The sequence below is a fragment of the Elioraea sp. genome, assembly GCF_022842375.1.
Lineage (GTDB): Bacteria > Pseudomonadota > Alphaproteobacteria > Acetobacterales > Acetobacteraceae > Elioraea_A.
On sequence record NZ_JALHPR010000008.1, the window covers coordinates 144,684 to 164,188 of the forward strand.

The 19,505-nt window shown below is 67.3% G+C and carries 20 protein-coding genes; 18 read left to right on the forward strand and 2 right to left on the reverse strand.

The window, feature by feature from the left end:
• Positions 1-318 precede the first annotated feature (318 nt).
• Positions 319-933 carry a helix-turn-helix transcriptional regulator gene (locus tag Q0C38_RS09735; RefSeq protein WP_291296888.1) on the reverse strand — a complete coding sequence of 205 codons (615 nt, stop codon included), beginning with the start codon at positions 931-933 and terminating at the stop codon, positions 319-321.
• A 225-nt stretch (positions 934-1,158) separates the two neighbouring features.
• On the opposite strand from Q0C38_RS09735, the gene Q0C38_RS09740 reads away from it, so the two are divergent.
• The 6 genes from Q0C38_RS09740 to Q0C38_RS09765 all read left to right on the forward strand — a co-directional run bounded on the left by Q0C38_RS09740 (position 1,159) and on the right by Q0C38_RS09765 (position 9,153).
• On the forward strand, positions 1,159-2,208 hold the full coding sequence (locus Q0C38_RS09740) for an extracellular solute-binding protein (RefSeq protein WP_291296889.1): 1,050 nt from the start codon (positions 1,159-1,161) through the stop codon (positions 2,206-2,208).
• A gap of 17 nt (positions 2,209-2,225) precedes the next feature.
• On the forward strand, positions 2,226-3,362 hold the full coding sequence (locus Q0C38_RS09745) for an ABC transporter ATP-binding protein (protein ID WP_291296890.1): 1,137 nt from the start codon (positions 2,226-2,228) through the stop codon (positions 3,360-3,362).
• Between the two features lie 61 nt (positions 3,363-3,423).
• Positions 3,424-4,284, forward strand: a complete 861-nt coding sequence (locus Q0C38_RS09750) for an ABC transporter permease (RefSeq protein ID WP_291296891.1) — start codon at positions 3,424-3,426, stop codon at positions 4,282-4,284.
• A 2-nt stretch (positions 4,285-4,286) separates the two neighbouring features.
• Positions 4,287-5,072 (forward strand): ABC transporter permease, encoded by a 786-nt coding sequence (locus tag Q0C38_RS09755; RefSeq protein WP_291296892.1) that lies wholly within the window; start codon positions 4,287-4,289, stop codon positions 5,070-5,072.
• Positions 5,073-5,080: 8 nt separating this feature from the next.
• The gene (locus Q0C38_RS09760; RefSeq protein ID WP_291296893.1) at positions 5,081-7,141 is read left to right on the forward strand and encodes a hydantoinase/oxoprolinase family protein; all 2,061 of its coding nucleotides are present in this window, start codon (positions 5,081-5,083) and stop codon (positions 7,139-7,141) included.
• Positions 7,138-9,153, forward strand: a complete 2,016-nt coding sequence (locus Q0C38_RS09765; protein WP_291296894.1) for a hydantoinase B/oxoprolinase family protein — start codon at positions 7,138-7,140, stop codon at positions 9,151-9,153. Before Q0C38_RS09760 ends, Q0C38_RS09765 begins: the two co-directional genes overlap by 4 nt.
• Positions 9,154-9,526: 373 nt before the next feature.
• Here Q0C38_RS09765 and Q0C38_RS09770 read toward each other — a convergent pair whose 3' ends face one another.
• Positions 9,527-9,910: a hypothetical protein gene (locus Q0C38_RS09770; protein ID WP_291296895.1), complete on the reverse strand. Its 384-nt coding sequence runs from the start codon at positions 9,908-9,910 to the stop codon at positions 9,527-9,529.
• Positions 9,911-10,595: 685 nt separating this feature from the next.
• Here Q0C38_RS09770 and Q0C38_RS09775 point away from each other — a divergent pair.
• From Q0C38_RS09775 to Q0C38_RS09830, 12 genes are all read left to right on the forward strand, one after another.
• Positions 10,596-11,507, forward strand: coding sequence for a J domain-containing protein (locus tag Q0C38_RS09775; protein ID WP_291296896.1), 912 nt, complete (start codon positions 10,596-10,598; stop codon positions 11,505-11,507).
• Complete coding sequence (locus tag Q0C38_RS09780; RefSeq protein ID WP_291296897.1) at positions 11,504-11,776, forward strand: chaperone modulator CbpM; 273 nt, start codon at positions 11,504-11,506, stop codon at positions 11,774-11,776. The genes Q0C38_RS09775 and Q0C38_RS09780 overlap by 4 nt, the downstream gene beginning before the upstream one ends.
• A gap of 252 nt (positions 11,777-12,028) precedes the next feature.
• Entirely contained in the window at positions 12,029-12,379 is a 351-nt protein-coding gene (locus tag Q0C38_RS09785) for an HPF/RaiA family ribosome-associated protein (RefSeq protein ID WP_291296898.1), read from the forward strand.
• A 38-nt stretch (positions 12,380-12,417) separates the two neighbouring features.
• Positions 12,418-13,827 (forward strand): F0F1 ATP synthase subunit beta, encoded by a 1,410-nt coding sequence (gene atpD, locus Q0C38_RS09790; protein WP_291296899.1) that lies wholly within the window; start codon positions 12,418-12,420, stop codon positions 13,825-13,827.
• 17 nt (positions 13,828-13,844) lie between these two features.
• Positions 13,845-14,228, forward strand: a complete 384-nt coding sequence (locus Q0C38_RS09795; protein ID WP_291296900.1) for a F0F1 ATP synthase subunit epsilon — start codon at positions 13,845-13,847, stop codon at positions 14,226-14,228.
• The gene (locus tag Q0C38_RS09800) at positions 14,225-14,533 is read left to right on the forward strand and encodes an AtpZ/AtpI family protein (RefSeq protein WP_291296901.1); all 309 of its coding nucleotides are present in this window, start codon (positions 14,225-14,227) and stop codon (positions 14,531-14,533) included. The genes Q0C38_RS09795 and Q0C38_RS09800 overlap by 4 nt, the downstream gene beginning before the upstream one ends.
• Complete coding sequence (locus Q0C38_RS09805; RefSeq protein WP_291296902.1) at positions 14,530-14,814, forward strand: ATP synthase subunit I; 285 nt, start codon at positions 14,530-14,532, stop codon at positions 14,812-14,814. Before Q0C38_RS09800 ends, Q0C38_RS09805 begins: the two co-directional genes overlap by 4 nt.
• 4 nt (positions 14,815-14,818) lie before the next feature.
• A complete protein-coding gene (locus Q0C38_RS09810; protein ID WP_291296903.1) occupies positions 14,819-15,577 on the forward strand; it encodes a F0F1 ATP synthase subunit A in 759 nt (252 codons plus the stop codon).
• The gene (locus tag Q0C38_RS09815) at positions 15,578-15,868 is read left to right on the forward strand and encodes a F0F1 ATP synthase subunit C (protein WP_291296904.1); all 291 of its coding nucleotides are present in this window, start codon (positions 15,578-15,580) and stop codon (positions 15,866-15,868) included.
• A 3-nt stretch (positions 15,869-15,871) separates the two neighbouring features.
• The gene (locus Q0C38_RS09820; protein WP_291296905.1) at positions 15,872-16,648 is read left to right on the forward strand and encodes a F0F1 ATP synthase subunit delta; all 777 of its coding nucleotides are present in this window, start codon (positions 15,872-15,874) and stop codon (positions 16,646-16,648) included.
• On the forward strand, positions 16,648-18,147 hold the full coding sequence (locus Q0C38_RS09825; protein WP_291296906.1) for a F0F1 ATP synthase subunit alpha: 1,500 nt from the start codon (positions 16,648-16,650) through the stop codon (positions 18,145-18,147). Before Q0C38_RS09820 ends, Q0C38_RS09825 begins: the two co-directional genes overlap by 1 nt.
• Positions 18,147-19,040: a F0F1 ATP synthase subunit gamma gene (locus Q0C38_RS09830; protein ID WP_291296907.1), complete on the forward strand. Its 894-nt coding sequence runs from the start codon at positions 18,147-18,149 to the stop codon at positions 19,038-19,040. Before Q0C38_RS09825 ends, Q0C38_RS09830 begins: the two co-directional genes overlap by 1 nt.
• Positions 19,041-19,505 lie beyond the last annotated feature (465 nt).

The window sequence follows — 19,505 nt, forward strand, 5'->3', positions numbered from 1 at the left end:
CTGACCCTTGCGGCGCTTGCGCCAATGCGTTCCGGGGCACCCCCGGGGGGTGGGGACGGCCGGCGCGGCTGGCCATGGCTTTAGCTAATCCGCGCGGTGATCCAACACCACGGCGAACGCCACGACGAGCGGCGCCGCAAGCGATATGGGAGAGCTTTTGGGAGAAGGTGCGCCCGCGAAGGGCTGAAGCTGGGAAAAATCCAACGAAATCAATGCCGTAGGAAGGGGAGCCGGGGACGGAAAGTCTCTGCCCCTAAGCCGTTTGCCGGGGCTCGCCATTGCCGCGGACCATCCACGGAAGTGGGCCAACTCCTGGTATCAGACGACCTCCTCCGCCATGACAGCCCGCAAACGGTCCCCTGGAGAAACGGCGCGATAGGCTTGCTCATCGATTTCGTGGAACTCGCTGATCAACATGATCTCACCGTCGGAGAGGACCACGGGCGTCCAGAAGCCCTCGCAGTGGCGGAGGCCGTCGCCGGCGTCGGGCAGGGCGGCCGGACGCCAAGTGTTGAAGACCCTGACGCTCGCGACGTTCCCGGCGAAGAAGCCAAGTGCGCGCACCGCATCCCACTGGGCACGCAGCTCCTCGGTATGTAGTGGCGTGTAGTCGAAGTTCTGCAGGTACGAGAATTCCACGCCGTGCAGCGCGGCGGCGCGGGGGGAGGCGGCCCGGTTCCATCCATTCCGGTCAGCGAGCTTCGCCGCACCAAGGGAGCCCTGTACCCGGTGCACCACCATGGCGTCCGACACCACGGCCCGGCGGAACAGTAGCGTGCGCAGCCGCCCTTGCATCATCAGGTCGGGCGCATGGAAGCCGCGTTCCCAGCGCGACACCGTCGCCTGCTCCACGCCGACGCATTCCGCGAAGGTGGCCTGCGTCAGGCCGTTCGCGCTGCGGTACCGCCGGATGAGATCGCTCCAGTGCGTCATGGCCAGCCCCCGTGCCCCATACGCATAAATGCGTTCTTGCCACCCCGCCCGCGCGAAAGCTACGAAAATGAGCAATAAAGCGGAGAGAGTCTGTTGCTGCGTACACAATAGGCAGGGGTGCTTATTTCCTGATCTTCTGTTGTCGCGCGTAAATCCTTTCCGCTCCTGTCCACCAGTGCCGGATCACGCGGCCCCGCACCGTGCCGCGTTGCCAGGAGGCTCGACATGATCAACGCCCTCTCCCGACGGTCCATGCTCCTCGCTGCGTCCGGAGGGGCCGCTGCCCTGACCGCCGGAGGCATCGGAAACGCACAAGCGCAGGCAGGCCGCCCCTTCACCTGGGCCGCCACGGGAGGAACGTGGGGGGCGACACTCGATCGCGTCTTTGTCGAACCCTTTGCCCGCGCCAATCGCCTGCAGGTGCTGCACGCCGCTCAGCTGGAGTCCATCGCCACCTCCAAGCTGCTCGCAAGCTGTGGCTCCGCCCCATTCGACGTCACGAACGGGCCGCAGTCCGACGCCGACCTCCTCAACGACGCGCGCTGTCTCGACGCCTTGGACCCGGGGGTCGTGCGGAGCCTCGGGGACGTTTACCCCCAAGCACTCGAAGGCAATTTCTACGCCGCCTTCAACATCCTGCTGTTTGGCATGGCGTGGAACACGCGCGAGGCGGCGCAGCCGACATCGTTCCGCGACCTCGCCCTCGCCCGCTACCGCGGCAGGGTGGCGATCCCGGCCTATGGCTGGTACGGAATGCCCTGGCTGCACGCCTTCAACAAAGAACTCGGCGGCGACGAGGACAACATCACGCCGGGCATCCAGGCGGTCGCTGACATCGTGCGGCGCAACCGCGCCGTCATCGTGGAGAACGCCGACCACGGTTCGCGCCTGATGGAGAGCGGCGAGGTGGTGATCATGCCCTACTGGAACGGCCGCACCGCCCGGCTCCAGGCAGCGCGTGTGCCGGCCGCCTTCGAGCTGGTCCCCAACACCGTTTCCGTCGGCAGCGGCTTCAGCATCCCGCGCGGCTCTCCGTACGCCCGCCAGGCCCAGGAACTCGTCCAGCTCACGCTCGACCCAGCGCGGCAGCTCGAGTTCACCAGATGGTCGCTCTATCCGCCGTCGAACCGCAGCGTGATCCTGCCGCCGGAGCTGGAGGGGATCCGCATCCCGCCCGGGGCGCTGGAGAGGACGGCACGCCTCGACTGGAAGAAGGTGAACGACCACCGGTCCCGCTACCTCGAGCGTTGGAACCGTGAAGTGCTGAACGCCTGACGTTCCCGGGACGGGGGATGTCGGCGATCGACCAGATGCGGCAGGCAGTGCGCGCGTCGCTGGAGGTGCGGGGCCTCACCAAGGCCTATTCGAGCGAAGTGTCGGTCGGGCCCATCTCCTTCGACGTGCGGGAGGGTGAGTTCTTCTCATTGCTCGGCCCAAGCGGCTGCGGCAAGACCACCACGCTCCGCTGTATCGCCGGGTTCGAGCGGCCGACGGGCGGTGAAATCCTGCTCGGCGGTGCTCGCCTCGACACGGTGCCCGCGCACCGGCGAGACCTCGGCCTGGTGTTCCAGAGCCACGCCCTGTTCCCGCATCTCACGGTCGCCGAGAATGTCGGCTTCGGGCTCAGCGTCCGGAAAGTGGAGGCGGCGGAGCGCCGCCGTCGCGTCGCCGATGCCCTCGCGCTCGTCGGCCTTGCGGATCTCGGCTCGCGCTGGCCACAGCAGATTTCGGGCGGCCAGCAGCAGCGCGTGGCGCTCGCCCGGTCGCTCGTGCTGCGCCCGCCGCTCCTGCTGCTGGACGAACCGCTGTCGAGCCTCGATCTCAAGCTGCGGCAGCAGATGCGCGAGGAACTCCGCCGCCTCCAGAAGCAGCTCGGGCAAACCACCGTCTTCGTCACGCACGACCAGACCGAGGCACTCGCCATGTCGGATCGGCTGGCGGTCCTGTCAGGCGGGCGCATCGAGCAGATCGGCACGCCGGAGCAGATCTACCGCCGCCCCACGACCCGCTTCGTGGCGGGCTTCATCGGCCAGGCGAACATCCTCGACGCCACGATCGCCGTCCGCGGCGATGACGGCGTGGCAGGGCTGCGCGTGGCCGGCCCCGACGGGGTGGTGCTGCGGGTACGGCTAGGCGAGGGCAGCGGCGCCGTCCCGCCGCCGGGCTCAGCCGCCGCTGCGGTGATCCGGCCCGAGGACGTCGTTCTGGGCGATGACGGACCCGATGCGGAGAACACCTTCCGGGCGCAGGTGCGGGACATCGAGTACCTGGGAGAGGACACGCAGGTGACGCTGGAGGCGCCCGGCCTGCCGCCGCTGCTCGCCTCCTTCAAGACGACCCGCACTGCCTCGGCGCGCCTGGCGGCCCGGGGCAGCGGCACGTTGCGAGTCCGGATCGATGCGGCCGACATCCATCTCATCCCGGGTTGAGGGCGGCGCGCCCGCCCCGCGGCCTCCCCGCGGAGCCGCGGGGGACGCTCCCTCCGCGCGCGTGTGGCTGAGCGGCCCCTACGTGGTGCTGCTCCTCGTCGCGCTGGTCGTGCCGCTGGCGCATCTCGGCGCGATCAGCATCTTCACGCACCACCCACGGCTGATGTTCGTGGCCGAGCCGACGCTCGAGAACTACGCCCGGCTGCTGCAGCCCTACTACCTGGAAGTGCTGGTCCGGACCCTCAGGATCGGGCTGGTGACGACGCTCTGCTGCATGGTGCTCGGCGTGCCGCTCGCCTACTGGCTCGCACGCTGCGGCCCCACCGCCCTCGGCATCGGGCTGTTCCTGCTCGTCATGCCGATGATGGTGAGCACGGTGGTGCGCGCCTTCGGGTGGATGATCATCCTGGGCCGCAATGGCGTGATCAACCAGATCTCCGTCGGCCTCGGATTCGAGCGCTGGCTGTTCGTGATGAACACCGAGACGGCGGTGGTCATCGCCCTGGTGCAGATCTGCCTCCCGCTCCTGGTCCTGCCCACCCTCGCCTCCATCGAGAGAATACCGCGTTCGCTGGAGGAGGCTGCCGCGAATCTCGGTGCCTCGCCGGTCCAGCTCTTTCGGCGCGTGATCCTTCCCCTCGCAGCCCCGGGGATCGCCTCCGGCGCCGTGCTCGCCTTCCTGGTCGCGATCGGGGTGGTGGTGACGCCGGCGCTGATGGGCGGGCGCGGCAGCCGGATGATCGGCAACGAGATCTACGACCAGCTGATCACCGCCCTGAACTGGCCCTTCGCGTCGGCCATGGCGATCGCGCTGATCGCGATCGTCCTCGGCGCCGTCATCGCGTCCCGCGCGGCGGCGGCGGCGGCAGAGCGCTTCAGGCGAGAGGCCGCGCGGCGGCGAGCATCGGCGGGAGGGGCCTGACCATGCATGGTTCGAGCACCGCGCTTCGCGTGCTGGCCACCCTGGTCTTCGCGTTCCTGCTCGCGCCGCTGCTGGTGGTGGTGCTGGTCTCGTTCAGCCCGACCCCGGCCTTTCGAATCCCGACCACCGAGTTCTCCCTCGACTGGTACCGGAAGTTCTTCGGCATGGCCCAGTTCCGGGATGGGCTCTTCCTGGTCAGCCTGCCCGTCGCACTCGCCTCCGGCTCGCTCGCGACGCTGCTCGGGACCCTCGCTGCGGTCTACCTGGTGCGCAGCGGCCTTGCGTCCCGGGCGGCCATGGAGAGCTTCTTCATGCTGCCGCTTCTCATCCCATCGATCCTCCTCGGCGCGGCGCTCTACCTCGTCGCGGCCCGCATGGGCGTGGCCGGGCAGGCCTGGACGCTGGTGCTCGGACACACGCTGCTGGGCGTTCCCTACGTCATCCGCGTCGTGGGCGCCGGGCTCGTCGCGATCGATCCGCGGCTGGAGGAGGCGGCGGTGAACCTCGGCTGCACGTCGCGGCAGGCCTTCCTCCGGGTCGTGCTTCCGCTGCTGAAGCCAGCCATGTTTTCCGGCGCGATCTTCGCCTTCATCGTCTCGTTCAGCGACGTGAACCTCGCCCTCTTCGTGGCCGGTCCCGGCACGACCACGCTGCCCATCCACGTCTTCTCCCAGATCTTCTGGGAGGGCGACCCCACCATCGCCGCGGCCTCGGCGCTGCAGATCCTCGTCGTGGGCGTTCTCATCCTAACGATGCAGCGCCTGCTCAAGCTCCGTCTCAGCCTCTAGGAGGGTTCATGCCACCTCATCTTCGCGTCGGCGTCGACATCGGCGGCACCTTCACCGACTTCGCCCTCCTCGACGAGACGACCGGCCGCGTCACGGCCCTCAAGATCCCGTCCGACCGGGCACGCCCCGCCGCGTCGGTGTTCGCGGGGCTGCGGGAGTTCCTGGATGGCTCCGGTGCACGCGCCGAGGACATCGCCTATTTCAGCCACGGCACGACGCTCGCGGTGAACACCATCCTCGAATACAACGGGGCGCGCACCGCGCTGCTCGTCACGAACGGCCTGCGCGACATCCTCCACATCGGCCGGCACCGCCTGCCCGACATCTTCAACTTCTTCACCGACATGCCCCGGCCGCTGGTGCGCCGCGCCCATGTGGTCGAGATCGCCGAACGCTGCCTCGCCGACGGCACCGTCGCCGCCACGGTCACGCGCGCGATGATCGAGGACGCGGTCGTGCGCCTCCGGGAGATCGGCGCCGAGGCAGTGGCGGTCGGGTTCCTCCACAGCTACCGCAACCCGGCGAACGAGCGCGCCACGAAGCGCCTGCTGGAGGAGTTGGCGCCGGACCTCTACGTCTCGCTGTCGAGCGAGGTCTGGCCACAGATGCGGGAGTTCGAACGCACGCTGGCGGGCGTGATGAACGCCTATGTCGGCCGCCGGATGGAGCGCTACTTCGGGGACCTCGAGGCGGGTCTGCGCGACGAGTTCCGCCTTGCCGCCCCGGTCCTGAGCACGAAGTCGAACGGCGGCGTCATGACGGCGGCGGAGGCTGCGCGGCGGCCGACCGAGACACTGATGTCGGGCCCCGCAGCGGGCGCGATGGGCGCGGCCTTCCTCGGCCGCGCGGCGGGGTTCGACCGGCTGATCACGCTCGACATCGGCGGGACCAGCACGGACGTCTCCGTCATCGACGGAGAGCCGCGCTACTCGACCGACAACCATGTGGGAAACTTCCCCGTCATCATGCCGGCCGTGGACGTGACGTCGATCGGCGCGGGCGGCGGCTCCATCGCGTGGGCCGACTCCTTCGGCGTGATCAAGGTGGGACCGCAGAGCGCGGGCGCGCGGCCAGGCCCGGCCTGCTACGGCCTCGGCGGCGAGAGGCCGACGCTCACCGATGCTTTCGTCTGCCTCGGCATCGTGGATGCGGGCGAGATCGCGGGTGGCCGGGTGCGGATCGACCGGGCCCTGGCCGACCGCGCCATCGACGGGCTCGCTGCCAAGGCGGGCATGGGGCGCGAGGAAACAGCGGAGGCCGTGATCCGCATCGCTACCTCGCACATCTACGCCACCCTCGTGCCGCTGCTTGCGCGCAAGGGCGTCGACTATTCGGAGTATACGCTGCTGCCCTTCGGCGGCGCTGGCCCGATGCATGGGCTGCTGGTTGCGCGCGAGGTCGGCATCCGCCGCGTGATCGTGCCCCCGCAGCCGGGCGTCCTGTGCGCCATGGGGGCGCTGGTCGCGGATGTGCGCCGCGACTTCGTCCGCACCTTCCACGAGAGTTTCGAGAAGGGCCACGGCGGTGGCCTCGCCGCGCGGATGGACGCGGCGGCGGCGGATCTCCGCCGGGAGGGCGCGGGCTGGCTGGACAGCCAGGGCCTCGCCTATATCGCGCGGCGCTTCCGCCCTTCCGCTGACCTCCGGTACGAGGGCCAGTCCTTCGAGATCGAGGTCAGCCTCGACGACGTGCCGCTCGACGCGGGCGACGGACCGCTCATCAGCGCCTTCGAGCGCGAGTACGAGAAGCTCTACGGCTATGCCGGCGTGGGCGGGCGGATCGAGGTTCGCGAACTCCGGATGGCGGCGGTCGGCGAGACCGCTAAGCCGCGCCTGGAGCGACGCGACAACGCGCCGGAGATGGCGCCGCTCGCTGTCAGAACGAAGCAGATCTTCCACGATGGGGCATGGCGGGACGCAGCGTTCCTGGACCGCGACGACCTGCCGTCGGGCGTTGAGGTGCGCGGTCCCGCCGTGATCCGTCAATACGATACCACGACATTCGTCCCCTCCGGCTACGTCGTCGCGGTGGACGTGCACGGAAACCTGATCGGGGAGGCACTGCGATGAGCGTGGACAAGGTTCTGCTGGAAGTCCTCGCCAACCGCTTCACGGGCATCGTCGAGGAGATGGGCTACGTGATCCACCGTGCCGCCTTCACCACCTTCGTGAAGGAGACGTGGGACTTCGACAGCGCGCTGGTGACGACGGAGGGCGAGGTCTTCGCGTACCCGCGCAGCATCGGCGTGACGAACATGCTCTCGATGAGCATGGCTGCCGCCATCGAGGCCTTTGACGGCTACGAGCCGGGTGACGTGGTGCTCACCAACGACCCGCTGACGGCGAAGGGGATGTCCACGCACCTGCCCGACTACATGATGTTCCGGCCGATCTTCGCCGGCGAGAAGCTGGTCTGCTTCGCGTGGTGCTTCGTGCACTCCTCCGATGTCGGCGGCATCGTGCCGGGCAGCATCGCGCCCCACGCCTCCGATCGCTTCCAGGAGGGTGTCGTCATCCCGCCCGTGAAGCTCTTCAAGGCCGGCCGCCTTGATGAGGAGGCGAAGCGCTTCATCCTCGCGAACTGCCGCATCCCGGAGCAGAACTGGGGCGACATCTGCGCGCTGACGGCAGCGCTCGCCACCGCGCAGCGCCGTCTCGGCGATTGCGTCGGCCAGTACGGCGTGCCGGCCGTCGAGGGCATGATCAACGGCCTGCTCGATTACGGCGAGGCACGGGCGCGCGCCGTCATCGCCGCGCTGCCGGACGGGCGGTACGAGTTCTCCGACTACATGGAGGGCGACCTGCTGCGGACACACAACGTGCGCATCAAGCTCGCCCTGACGATCGCCGGCAGCGACATCGAACTGGACTTCACTGGCACAGACCCTCAGGTGAACGCGGCCTTCAACCTCCCCACGCACGGGATGCTGAACCAGTTCCTCGTGCTGGGCGTGGTGAACTTCCTCCGCACCTCCGACCCGGGAATGCCGTTCAACCGCGGAATGGTTCGTCCGGTCCGTGTGAAGGTGCCTGAGGGGAGCATCCTGAACCCGACTAAGTATGCCGCGACAGGCATACGATATACTACTGCGTTGCGCGTCTCCGACGTGGTCATGGGCGCGCTAAGCCAGGCTGCGCCGGACAGGATCCCGGCGGCGGGCTCGGGCCAGTTCGGGCTGCTGACGTTGAGTGACCTCGACCCACACACCGGTGGCTACGTCGTCCACGTCCTTCAGCCCCTCCAGGGCGGGTCGGGCGGGCGTCCTGGTCGCGACGGGATTGACGGGGTGAACTTCTCCGGCGGCGCGCTACGCAATGCACCAGTCGAGGCGCTGGAACTCGACAGCCCCATCTTCGTCACGGGATACCGGTTGAACGATGCGGTCGCGCCGGGCCGGTGGCGCGGCGGCAGCGGCATCCTTTTCGAGTTCCAGCTGCTCTCCCCGCACGCGCAGGTGTCCTCGCGCGGCTGGGACCGCTTCCATCTGCGCGCCTGGGGGCGCGATGGCGGCGAGGCTGGCCCGCTTGGCCGTACTTGGATCATCGAGCCCGATGGTAGCACGCGGCGCATCCCCAAGATCGAGGTGCTGCGGCTCGCTCCTGGCCAAGCCGTGCGCATCGTATCTCCCGGTGGCGGCGGCTTTGGGAATCCGTGGCAGCGCGACCCGGAAGCGGTCCTTGAGGACGTTGAGGATGGTTTTGTGTCGGCCGAGGAGGCTCGCACCGCGTACGGAGTCGTGCTGCGTGAGGAGGGCGGCGTGAACGCGGAAATGACCCGCGCGCTCCGATCCGGCCGCCCGCAGAACGATAACGAGCCCGCGGCGTTCTTCGTGTTCGGTCCCGAGCGCGAAGCGTACGAGGCCCGGAATCCACCATTCTTCCAGGACTTGGTGGTCGAGGCACTCGGCGGTCAGCCGACCTCTAGTCGGACGATCCTGCGCGACCGGATTTACACCGAGTTAGTGGACCGCGGGAGCCACGGCGGTATGACCCTTAAGGGCGTTCTGGACCTAATTGCGGGGGCCCAGGACGAGGTCTCGAAACCAGTCGTCCGCTGGGCCCCGCCCGACCGCTTCGTGTAGTTATTGGCTCAGATACCGTGCACAATGCTGCCGCGCGGGCAGACACTGTTTGCCCTCTGGCCCAGTCCGTGCGCAGTGGGCTCATGGCGGGACTATGGCCGCAGGTGGGGCAGTGGATTCGGTACAGTGAGCGAGACTTCGGGGCTTGCGACCGGGGACTCGTGCGACTTGGTGGCGTCATCGTTTAGGCCGCACGCGACGCCGTGCCCAGCTGGCGCGCGCCAGCTCGGAACGGTTTCTTCTTCGCATTCGTAGCGTTGCACAGAACGATTTGAATTCGTGACAACGCGCGCAGGCCCTGCCTGCCGGGAAGGGCGTTCCGCGTTTGGCTCGCGAGAGGCGTCTGCTGGGGTTTATCACGGAGCGACCACCGTCACGCAGTTGCCAGCACCACCCCCGGATCTGCCCCTGCTGCACTGCTGAGCGCGTGCGCAACCGGATCGTCTGGCACGATGCCTTGCTGCACCATGATGAGATCTGCGAGTGCGGAGCGGTTGGCGGGATCGAACACGAGCGCAACGATGGCCTCCCAGACGCCCGCGGCCTTGATCCGCTCTGCCACCACCGAGAGCGGCACGAGCGCATCCGGTGGCGGCGCAGGCTCGGCGTAGGGCTCCGGTGTCACGCCCGCGGCGACCAGCGCGTCCCAGACGGCATCACCATCAACCGCCTCCGCCGCGAGTGGGGCGCCATCCATGCCGCTGAGCACCAGCACCGAGCGCCGCTCGGGATCGCCCCAGCGCGCGACGATGCTCATGGCCGCAGCTCTGAGAGCACGAGCGTGGCCCCTCATGTGCCTTTACCGCGGGCGCTTCTCGATGTTCCACATCACGACGATCCCCGGCATGCCGAGCACGCCCGAGAGCCGAGGGCTACCCGCCGGAGGGCGTCATCAAGCGTGTCTGCCCGGATATGCATCGGTTCGATTCGCTGGCTCAATGCAGAGCACAGAGAATATAGGTTGGCGCTGCCGTTACCAAGTTTCGGCGATGGTGGTGATCGGAGGGGCAGTCCAATTGCCAACTTCTGCGCCTATTCTCCGGACAAAACTCTCTTCATATCAATGCACTAAACCTTGTTGGCCAAATCGCCACACCCTCAAGGTTCGGAGAGTTTTCCGCCTCTGCGGAGAGAAACGGGAAGCCGTTGCGCGAGCGCACCATCAAGGTCGCCCGCGAAAGGCCCAAAGACCCTGCGGTCCCTCACGCTCGGCAGCGTCGGAGAGACTGAGTTGTGTGAGGTGACTGGAGCAGGTAAGGGAACTGACCCCGAACATTCTCTGCTCGACAGGAGTTCGAGAGCGTCACCGCGGGTGGCGAACTCATCGAGGCCCGGACGCTCAGGCCGCCCCAGCACGGATCGATATCCGCCCTGAAGCGCCAGTCACTGGACCCGCTGCGCTGGAACCCGCAGAGTAATAGCTGGTTTCGAGGGTGACGCGCGTGGCTGAAGATCCCTACAAGCTGCTTGGCGTCCCGCCGGATGCCACGCCCGAGGCCATCAAGGCGGCCTACCGCAAGCTCGCCCGCAAGCACCACCCTGATTTGAATCCCGGCAAGCCCGAGGCGGAGGACCGGTTCAAGGCGATCTCCGCCGCCAATGAGCTGCTCTCCGACCCGGAGCGGCGTGCCCGTTTCGACCGCGGCGAGATCGACGCCGGCGGCCAGGAGACCCCGCCGTCAGGCGCATCCTATCGGCGCTATGCCGACGAACAAGCGGGCGCGCGCTATGGTCAGCGGCCTGACGCCGAGACCTTCGAGGACCTTTTCGCCGATATCTTCGAGGCGCGCCGCCGCGCCGAAACCGCGCCGCGCCGCGGTGCGGATGACTTCTACCGCCTCGGCGTCCCCTTCCTGCACGCCGTGCAGGGCGCGACCGAACCGCTCACCCTGCCCGATGGCCGCGTGCTGAAGGTGAATATACCGCCTGGCATCGTCACCGGCCAGGTGCTGCGCCTGCGTGGCCAGGGCGGCCCCGGCATTCGTGGCGGCCAGGCTGGCGATGCGCTGATCGAGGTCGATGTCGCCGAGCCCAAGCGCTGGCGCCGTGAGGGATGGGACTTGCACATGGATCTGCCGGTCTCCCTGCAGGAGGCCGTACTGGGCGGGGCCGTGCTGGTGCCGACGCCGTCGGGTCGGCTGCGGGTCACGCTTCCCGCCGGCAGCGACACCGGGCGGCGGATCCGGCTGCGCGGCAAGGGGGTGGCCGCGCATGGCGCGCGGGCTGCGGGCGATCTCTTCCTCACGCTGCGCGTCGTCATCGGACCAAGCGATGCAGCGCTTGATGAGTTCCTGAGGGGCTGGATGCCGGAACACCCCTCCGATCCCCGGGCCGGCCTGGAGGGGGCGGCGTGATCACCTTGGACATCCTCTGCGCACGCTTCACGGCCCTGGACCCTGATGACCTGCGGCGCTGGATTGCAGAAGGTCATGTCCGCACCGATCGCGCGGCCGATGATCTCGTCTTCACCGAGATCGACGTCGAGCGCGTGCGCCTGATCCTCGAGCTGCGCGATGTGATGCAGGTGAACGAGGATGCGCTGCCGATCGTGCTTTCGCTGCTCGATCAGCTTTACGAGTTGCGCCGCAAGATGCGCGCCCTGGGCGTCGAGCCTGACGCCTGAATGCGAATGAGCGCCGAACCGGGACTCAGCCGAGATTCGGACTGCCGCTCAGATGACACCCCACCCGGCTCAACGCCATTCACAGCCTAGACTCAGGCAACCAAACGCGAGCCGGCACGTTGCTATGTTTAGCGCGGCTGTTCGCTGGGCAAACACCACGCGATGTCGATACAGAACACTCGACAAGCATGGTGGCCGGTGGCGCAAGCCGATCATTTACCCAGCCGGACGGATCAGCCAGGGAACTCGCCCATGCATATCCAAGTGAACACCGACGAAAACATCGATGGTCGCGACGCCATGACGGCCGGTGTGGAGGCAGTGGTGACGGCAACGCTGGGGCATTTTGGCGACCAACTGACCCGGGTGGAGGTCCACATCAGCGACGAAAACGCTGGCAAGCCTGGCCAACGCGACAAGCGTTGCATGATGGAAGCGCGGCCCTCGAACCAAAAGCCGGTGGCCGTCACGCACGAAGCGGCGACCGTGGACGAGGCCTGCGCTGGCGCGGCGAAGAAGCTGCGTAGCCTGTTGGACACCCACTTTGGCAAGCTGCACGACGTCAAGGGAGCGGCCTCCATCCGCGACAATGAGCATCGCTGAGCGAGGGAGGGCCCGACTTACGATCCCGGAGGCACGCCATGCTGCAGCAGGCACCCATCGCCGACGCGCCTGAAGCGCCCGCGGCAAGCATCGTCCGCGTTTCCGGCCAGATGGTTGAGTTGCGCGTCGCAGGCCGGGCACCCAAGGCGCGAGACCTCTATGTCGGAACCGACGATCCAGAGTTGCGGATCGAGATCGCTACCCTGCCGGGCGGCAATTTGGCGCGTGGACTCCTGTTGTCGACAGGACAGCCGGTGGCGCTCGGAGCACGGCTGCGCGCGACGGGGGGCGGGATCGACATGCCAGTTGGTCGTGCAACGCTCGGCAGGATGCTCAACCTCTTCGGCGAACCCATCGATGGCGGCCCGCCATTGACGGACGCGCCGCGCCGCTCGATCCAGCATGCTCCGCCGGCGCTGAGCGAACGACGGACGAGGTCGGAGATTTTCGAGACGGGCATCAAGGCGATCGACCTGCTCTGTCCGATCGAGCGGGGAGGCAAGGCGGGGCTGTTTGGTGGCGCCGGTGTCGGGAAGACCGTGCTCATTGCCGAAATGATCTACAACATGTCGGGCGTCTACCAGGGCGTGAGCCTGTTCTGCGGCATCGGCGAACGGTCACGCGAAGCGGAGGAGTTTCACCGCGACATGGACGCGGCCGGGGTTCTGGAGAACACCATTATGGTGTTTGGTCAGATGAACGAGCGCCCGGCGGTGCGGTTCCGCGTCGGTCACGCCGCCATGACGATCGCGGAATATTTTCGCGACGAGCTCAATACCGACGTCCTGGTGCTGATCGACAACATCTATCGCTTCGTCCAGGCGGGGGCGGAGGTCTCGGGCCTCCTGGGGCAGATCCCGTCGCGGGTTGGCTACCAGCCCTCGCTCGCCACCGAGATTGCGGAGCTCGAGGAGCGGATCTGCTCCACCTCGTCGGGTGCGATGACGTCGATCCAGGCCGTGTACGTGCCGGCGGACGACTTCACCGACCCCGCCGCGACGCATGTCTTCGGGCACCTGTCCGCGTCGATCGTGCTGTCGCGCAAGCGGGCCGCGCAGGGTCTCTACCCGGCTCTCGACCCGCTGGAATCCGCATCGAAGATGCTCAGCCCCGGCGTTGCGAGCGCCAGGCATGAGCGTGTGGCGAGTGACGTTCGCCGCACGCTGGCGGAGTACGAGAGCCTGAAGGACGTGATCGCGATGCTCGGCCTCGAGCAGCTGTCGATCGACGATCGCCGCACGGTGGCGGTGGCGCGGCGGCTGGAGCGGTTCCTGACGCAGCCTTTCCACGCCACCGAGCAGTTCACCAGCGCACCGGGCCGTCGTGTCAGCCTGGAGGAGACAATCGAGGGCTGCGCGCTGATCCTGTCGGGCGCGTTCAACGATCGGCCCGAGCGTGATCTCTACATGATCGGTGCAATCGGCGAAGCCAGGACCTCCGCACAATGAGTGCGCCGGTGGAGCACATGCACCTCGAGGTCTTCACGCCGACCGCTCTGCTCGTGGACATCGCTGCGGCAAAGGTGGTGGCCGAGGGGGCGGAGGGGTTCTTCGCCCTCCTGCCGCGTCACATCGACGTCGCGGCGGCGCTGCCCCCCGGCTTGCTCGTCTATGTCACAGCTGCCGGGAAGGAACGCTACCTGGGCATCGATGAGGGCGTGCTGATCAAGCGCGGCGCGGATGTTCGCGTGTCGGTGCTCGACGCCTTCGAGAGCGACGATCTAACATCGCTGCGGGCCGAGGTCGCCGATCGATTCCAACGTCTCGACGAACATCAGCGCGCGGCCCGCACGGCGCTCGCCCGGCTTGAGGCCGGCGCGATCCGGCACGTTCTGGAGGTCGCGCGATGAGCGGTGCTGACGACGACCTGGCAGACAAGGTTGGCCGTAAGGCCGAGCGGCGTGACCGCGCGCGACGTGAGGGGCGGCATACGGTCTGGTTCGGGTTCGGCATGTTCGGGCTCGTGGGATGGGCAATAGCGGTCCCAACCCTGGCGGGGGTTGCGCTCGGGCATTGGCTGGATGCGCTCTACCCCGGTGGCCCCTCATGGACGATCACGGGGCTCGTGGCTGGCGTGGGCCTTGGCTGCATGAATGCCTGGTGGTGGGTGCAGAGGGCCGGGGGCCGCGGCGATGGCAACGGAGGTGCCCGATGATCGCGGGAACGGCCGGCGATCTCCTGCTGGGGCTTCCAGCGGGGCTCGCACTCGGCACTCTGCATCTGCTGTTGCTCCGGCGTGCCGCGGCACGGTTCGGCACAGGCGGCACAAAGGCCCTGCTCTCCGGGGCCGCTCTCCGGCTGGCCATCGTCCTAGCCGGCTTTGCAGCCGTTGCGTCGGTGGCGGTGCAGCCTGGCCTCGCCCTCGTCGCAGCGCTTGGCGGTTTCGCGCTCGCCAGGACACTGGGGCTGCGCCGCCCACGACACAAAGCGGAGTGAGGGCATGGAGGTCACACCCGACAGCAGGATCCTGTTTGTGCTGCCAGGCGGCCCACTCGGCGATCTCCCTCTGTCGGCGACCATCGTCAACACTTGGATCGTGATGGCAATCCTGGTGATCGGCGGCCGCATCGCGACACTCGGGATCGGCCCCGCCACGCCGACATCGCGCTGGCGGCTCGCGGTCGAAATGCTGATCGAGATGATCCGCACCCAGATCCGTGCCATCGGCGGCGGTGATCCGGCGCGTTATCTCCCCTTCGTCGGCACGCTGTTCCTGTTCACGCTCCTCTCGAACGTGCTGGGCGTCGTTCCCGGCTTCATGTCGCCGACGGGTTCGCTCTCCACCGCTGCCGCGCTCGCTCTCTGCGTGATGGTGGCAGTTCCGTTGTATGGAATCGCCGAGAACGGCCTCGTCGACTACCTGCGCCGCTACATTCGGCCAACGCCGCTGATGGCACCGTTCAACGTGATCGGTGAAATCTCGCGCACCATCGCCCTCGCGGTGCGTCTGTACGGCAACGTGATGAGCGGTATGGTGGTCGTGGCGATCCTGCTCTCGGTCGCACCGTTCTTCTTCCCGATCCTGCTTCAGTTGCTCGGCCTCCTGACCGGCGTGATCCAGGCATACATCCTGGCCGTTCTCGCCATGGTCTACATCGTCTCGGCGAGCGGGCAGGAAGCCGGTGCCGCCGAGAGCCGGGCCGAAGCAAAGGTCGCGAGCGCTGACGCCGACCCCAAGAACAAGAAAAGGAACATCTGAATGGATGCGCTGACCATCATCGCCGCCGTTTCGATCGTGACCGCAGGGCTGACGATCGCGATCGGCTCCATAGGTCCCGCCTTGGGCGAAGCGCGTGCAGCCGCACAGGCACTGCAGGCCATCGCCCAGCAGCCGGATGAGGCAAACACCATTACCCGGACGCTGTTCGTAAGCCTCGCGATGATCGAATCGACCGCGATCTACTGTTTCGTCGTCGCCATGATCCTGCTCTTTGCCAATCCGTTCTGGAACTGGGCGATCGAGGCCGCGACGCGAACCCCGGGGAGCTAGGGGGTGCAGATCGACTGGGTGACAGTCGCTGCCCAGATCGTGAACTTCCTGGTTCTGGTCTGGCTGCTCCAACGGGTGCTCTACCGCCCTCTCGCCCGCGCCCTGAAGGCGCGGGAGGAGCAGGTTCGGAGCAGCCTGCGCGAGGCTGAAGCGGCGCGCGAAACCGCGGAGGCGGAAGCGGAGGCGCATCGCCGCGCACGCCGCGACCTGGAGGATGAGCGCCAGGCCCGCCTCGCGGCTGCGGAGCAGGAAGCCGATGCCCTGCGCGCCGAAATGACCGAGAAAGCCCGCGACAGCGTTGCCGAGCGACGGGCGGTTTGGCAGGCGCAACTGGAGGACGAGAAGGCCGCCTTTCTCGATAGGCTGCGCCGCCGTGCCGGCGAGGCGTTCATGACACTCGCCCGCCGGACGCTGGCGGAAATGGCTGACGAAGAACTGGTAGATCGCATCGCCAAGGTGTTCGCCCGGCGACTGGGCGCGCTCGACCTCGACGAGAGGACGCATTTGAGGTCCACCGCCGCGCGCGAACAGGCTGTGTCGATCAGCTCCTCCTTTCCGCTCTCCCCGTCGTCGCGGACGGTTGTTTCCGAAGCAGTCGCGCGTGTGCTCGAACGGGAGGCGAAGATCGATTTCCGCGAGGAACCCGAGCTGGAATGCGGCGTAGTCCTCGCGATTGGCTCGCGCCACGTCGGCTGGACGCTTGGCGAACATCTCGACGCTCTTGAGGCGGACATGGCGCGCCTGCTCGATGCTCGCGCGGAGCTGGGGGCCAATGCCTGATGCTGAAGGAGCTTGCCGAGACACTCTTTGACGCGATCAAGAAAGAGGGCACGCGCGCGCCGCGCCTGTCCTTCGAGGAACGGGGTACGGTCAGCCGCGTGCTGCGCGGCGTGGTGGAGGTGGAAGGTTTCACCGAAGCGACATCGGACGAGGTCGTTGCCTTCGATGGTGGCGCGATGGGCCTGGCACTCGACCTCGAGCCGGGGCGGGCCGGAATCGTGATGCTCCATGATCCGAAAGGGCTGCGCCCAGGTGACCGTGCGCGACGGACGCGGCGCGTGGCATCGGTGCCTACCGGGGACGCGCTGCTCGGCCGCGTGATCAATCCTCTCGGCAAGCCGCTCGACAACGCCGGCCCCGTGGCAGCCGACCGGTGGGACCCTGTCGACCAGCCAGCCCCCGCGATCATGGAGCGCGCGGCGGTTGCGCGCCCGCTGCAGACCGGGATCAAGGCCGTGGATGCGCTCGTCCCCATCGGACGTGGCCAGCGTGAACTGATCGTCGGCGACCGGCAGACGGGAAAGACCGCGGTCGCCCTCGATACGATCCTGAACCAGGCTGGAACCGGCGTGATATCCGTCTACTGCGCCATCGGGCAGCGCGGCGATGCGGTAGCGCGTGTGATTGGGCGGCTGCGCGACAGCGGCGTCATGGACAATTGCGTCGTGGTGGTTGCGGGGGCCGAGGAGCCGCCGGGTCTGCAGTACATCGCCCCCTACGCGGCGACCACGATCGCCGAGCGCTTCATGCGTGCGGGCCGCGATGCGTTGATCGTCTATGACGATCTCACCCGCCATGCCAGGGCCTATCGGGAGCTGTCGCTCCTCCTGCGCCGCCCTCCGGGTCGCGAGGCTTATCCAGGTGATATCTTCTATATCCACGCGCGCCTGCTCGAGCGGGCAACGCAGCTGCGGGAAAGTGCGCACGGCGGTTCGCTGACTGCGCTGCCCATCGTCGAGACGCAGGCGCAGAACCTCTCGGCCTATATTCCGACCAACCTCATCTCGATCACCGACGGGCAGATCTATCTGTCACCGACGCTGTTCCGGCTTGGGCAACTGCCTGCGGTCGATATCGGTCGTTCGGTGTCGCGTGTTGGAGGCAAGGCGCAGCTTCCTGCCTTCCGCGCGGTGGCGGGGCCACTGAAGCTCGCCTACGCCCAGTTCGAGGAACTCGAATCCTTTGCCCGCTTCGGCGCCAAGCTCGACGCAGACACGCGCGCCCAGCTCGAACGGGGCCGACGCGTTCGCGAGACGCTGAAGCAGGACGAAGCGACGCCGATGTCCGTCGCACGTCAGATCGCGCTCCTGCTCGCAGCGACGGAGGGACTGTTTGACGCCGTCCCTCTTGATGCGATGGCCGGCGCGGCGGCTGCGATCGTGCAGGCGGTAGACGCCACGCCTGAAGCACGGGATATCGAGAACGGCGCGTCTCTCGAGGGTGAGCGGCGCGAAGCGATGCTGCGCGTTGCCAGTGCTGCGCTCCGCGAGATGGAATGATGGCAACCCTCGAGGAACTCTCGCGCCACATAGGCGTCGCTGCGGATCTGCAATCGGTCGTCCAGACGATGAAGACGATCTCTGCCGTCGCCATTCGCCAGCATGAGTTGGCCGAAGAGGCGATGTCACGCTACCGGGAAACGGTCGAACTGGCCTTGCAGGTCGCGCTCCGTTCCTTCGATGGCGCGAGGGCCGCGCCGATTGCGTCGGACGGTGGCCGCACGGCGGTCGTTCTGGTCGGTTCGGAAATCGGCCTCTGCGGAGCATTCAACGAACGGCTGGTGGCCTTCGCCCTGCAAAGCCTGGGCGAGACCGGCGATGATCCCGCCAATCGGATCGTGCTGACGATCGGAGCCCGTGCCGATGCGAGCTGGCGCGCCGAAGCCGAGCCGCCCGCCGCTCACGAGGAGGCGCCTGCGACGGTTGAGACGCTCGCGTACACGGTCAGCACCGTGCTCACTCGGCTCGACCACTGGCGAGAGAGTGAAGGTGCCGGGCGGCTCGAGATTTTTCATCATCGCCCCGGCGCGCATGGCAACACGACACCCGTACGTGCCCGCCTCCTGCCGATCGATCCCGCCTGGCTCAGCGCCTTGCGCATGCGCGCCTGGGCTTCACGCCGCCTGCCGGTTCCCATCGGGCCAGCGGATGCACTCTTTGGCCGGCTGATCCGCCATCTTCTCTTTGCGCGCGTCTTTACCGGCATCATCCAGTCCCGCACCGCAGAGCACGCCGAGCGTCTCGCGGCCATGCAGGCGGCTGATCGCAGCATCGCCGAGAAAATCGACGATTTGCGCGTGGCGCACCGTCTGAGGCGGCAGGACGTGATCACGTCGGAACTGCTCGATATCATGTCGGGCTATGAAGCCATCACCGGAAATGGTGGCCGTTGAGAGGCCAGGCCACGATCCGGGTGAGCTGGGAGAGCAGGCTTGGTGGGCTGTCTGGCCTTGGATCGTCACGAAGATCGAGGAAACAAGAATACAGCGATATCTTATCGTTACGATACAAAAGTATTGGCGCCAGTGTCTTCTGCATGAGATGACGGGGTGGAACTGGATGCCATCCTTCTAGCGAGGTCGTCGCAGTGACATTTTCCCTGAAGCCCTCAGCCGCAGCCGTCGGATTCTACAGACGTATCATTTCGAGCCTCTGGTTCACGCCCTCCCTTTACGTGCTGGCCAGTGTATTCGTGGTGACGCTGGTCATGGAGGGCGGGCGGTATCTGTCCGCATCAACATTGACCCTGCCCCCAGGCTGCCCTCGTTCATAAGCAGGGTCTGTTCTGTCTATGCCCCTGCGTGGGGCGGGTTGCAAAGGCTGCGGGCGTAAGCCCGTTCAGGCTCGTGTGTGGGCGC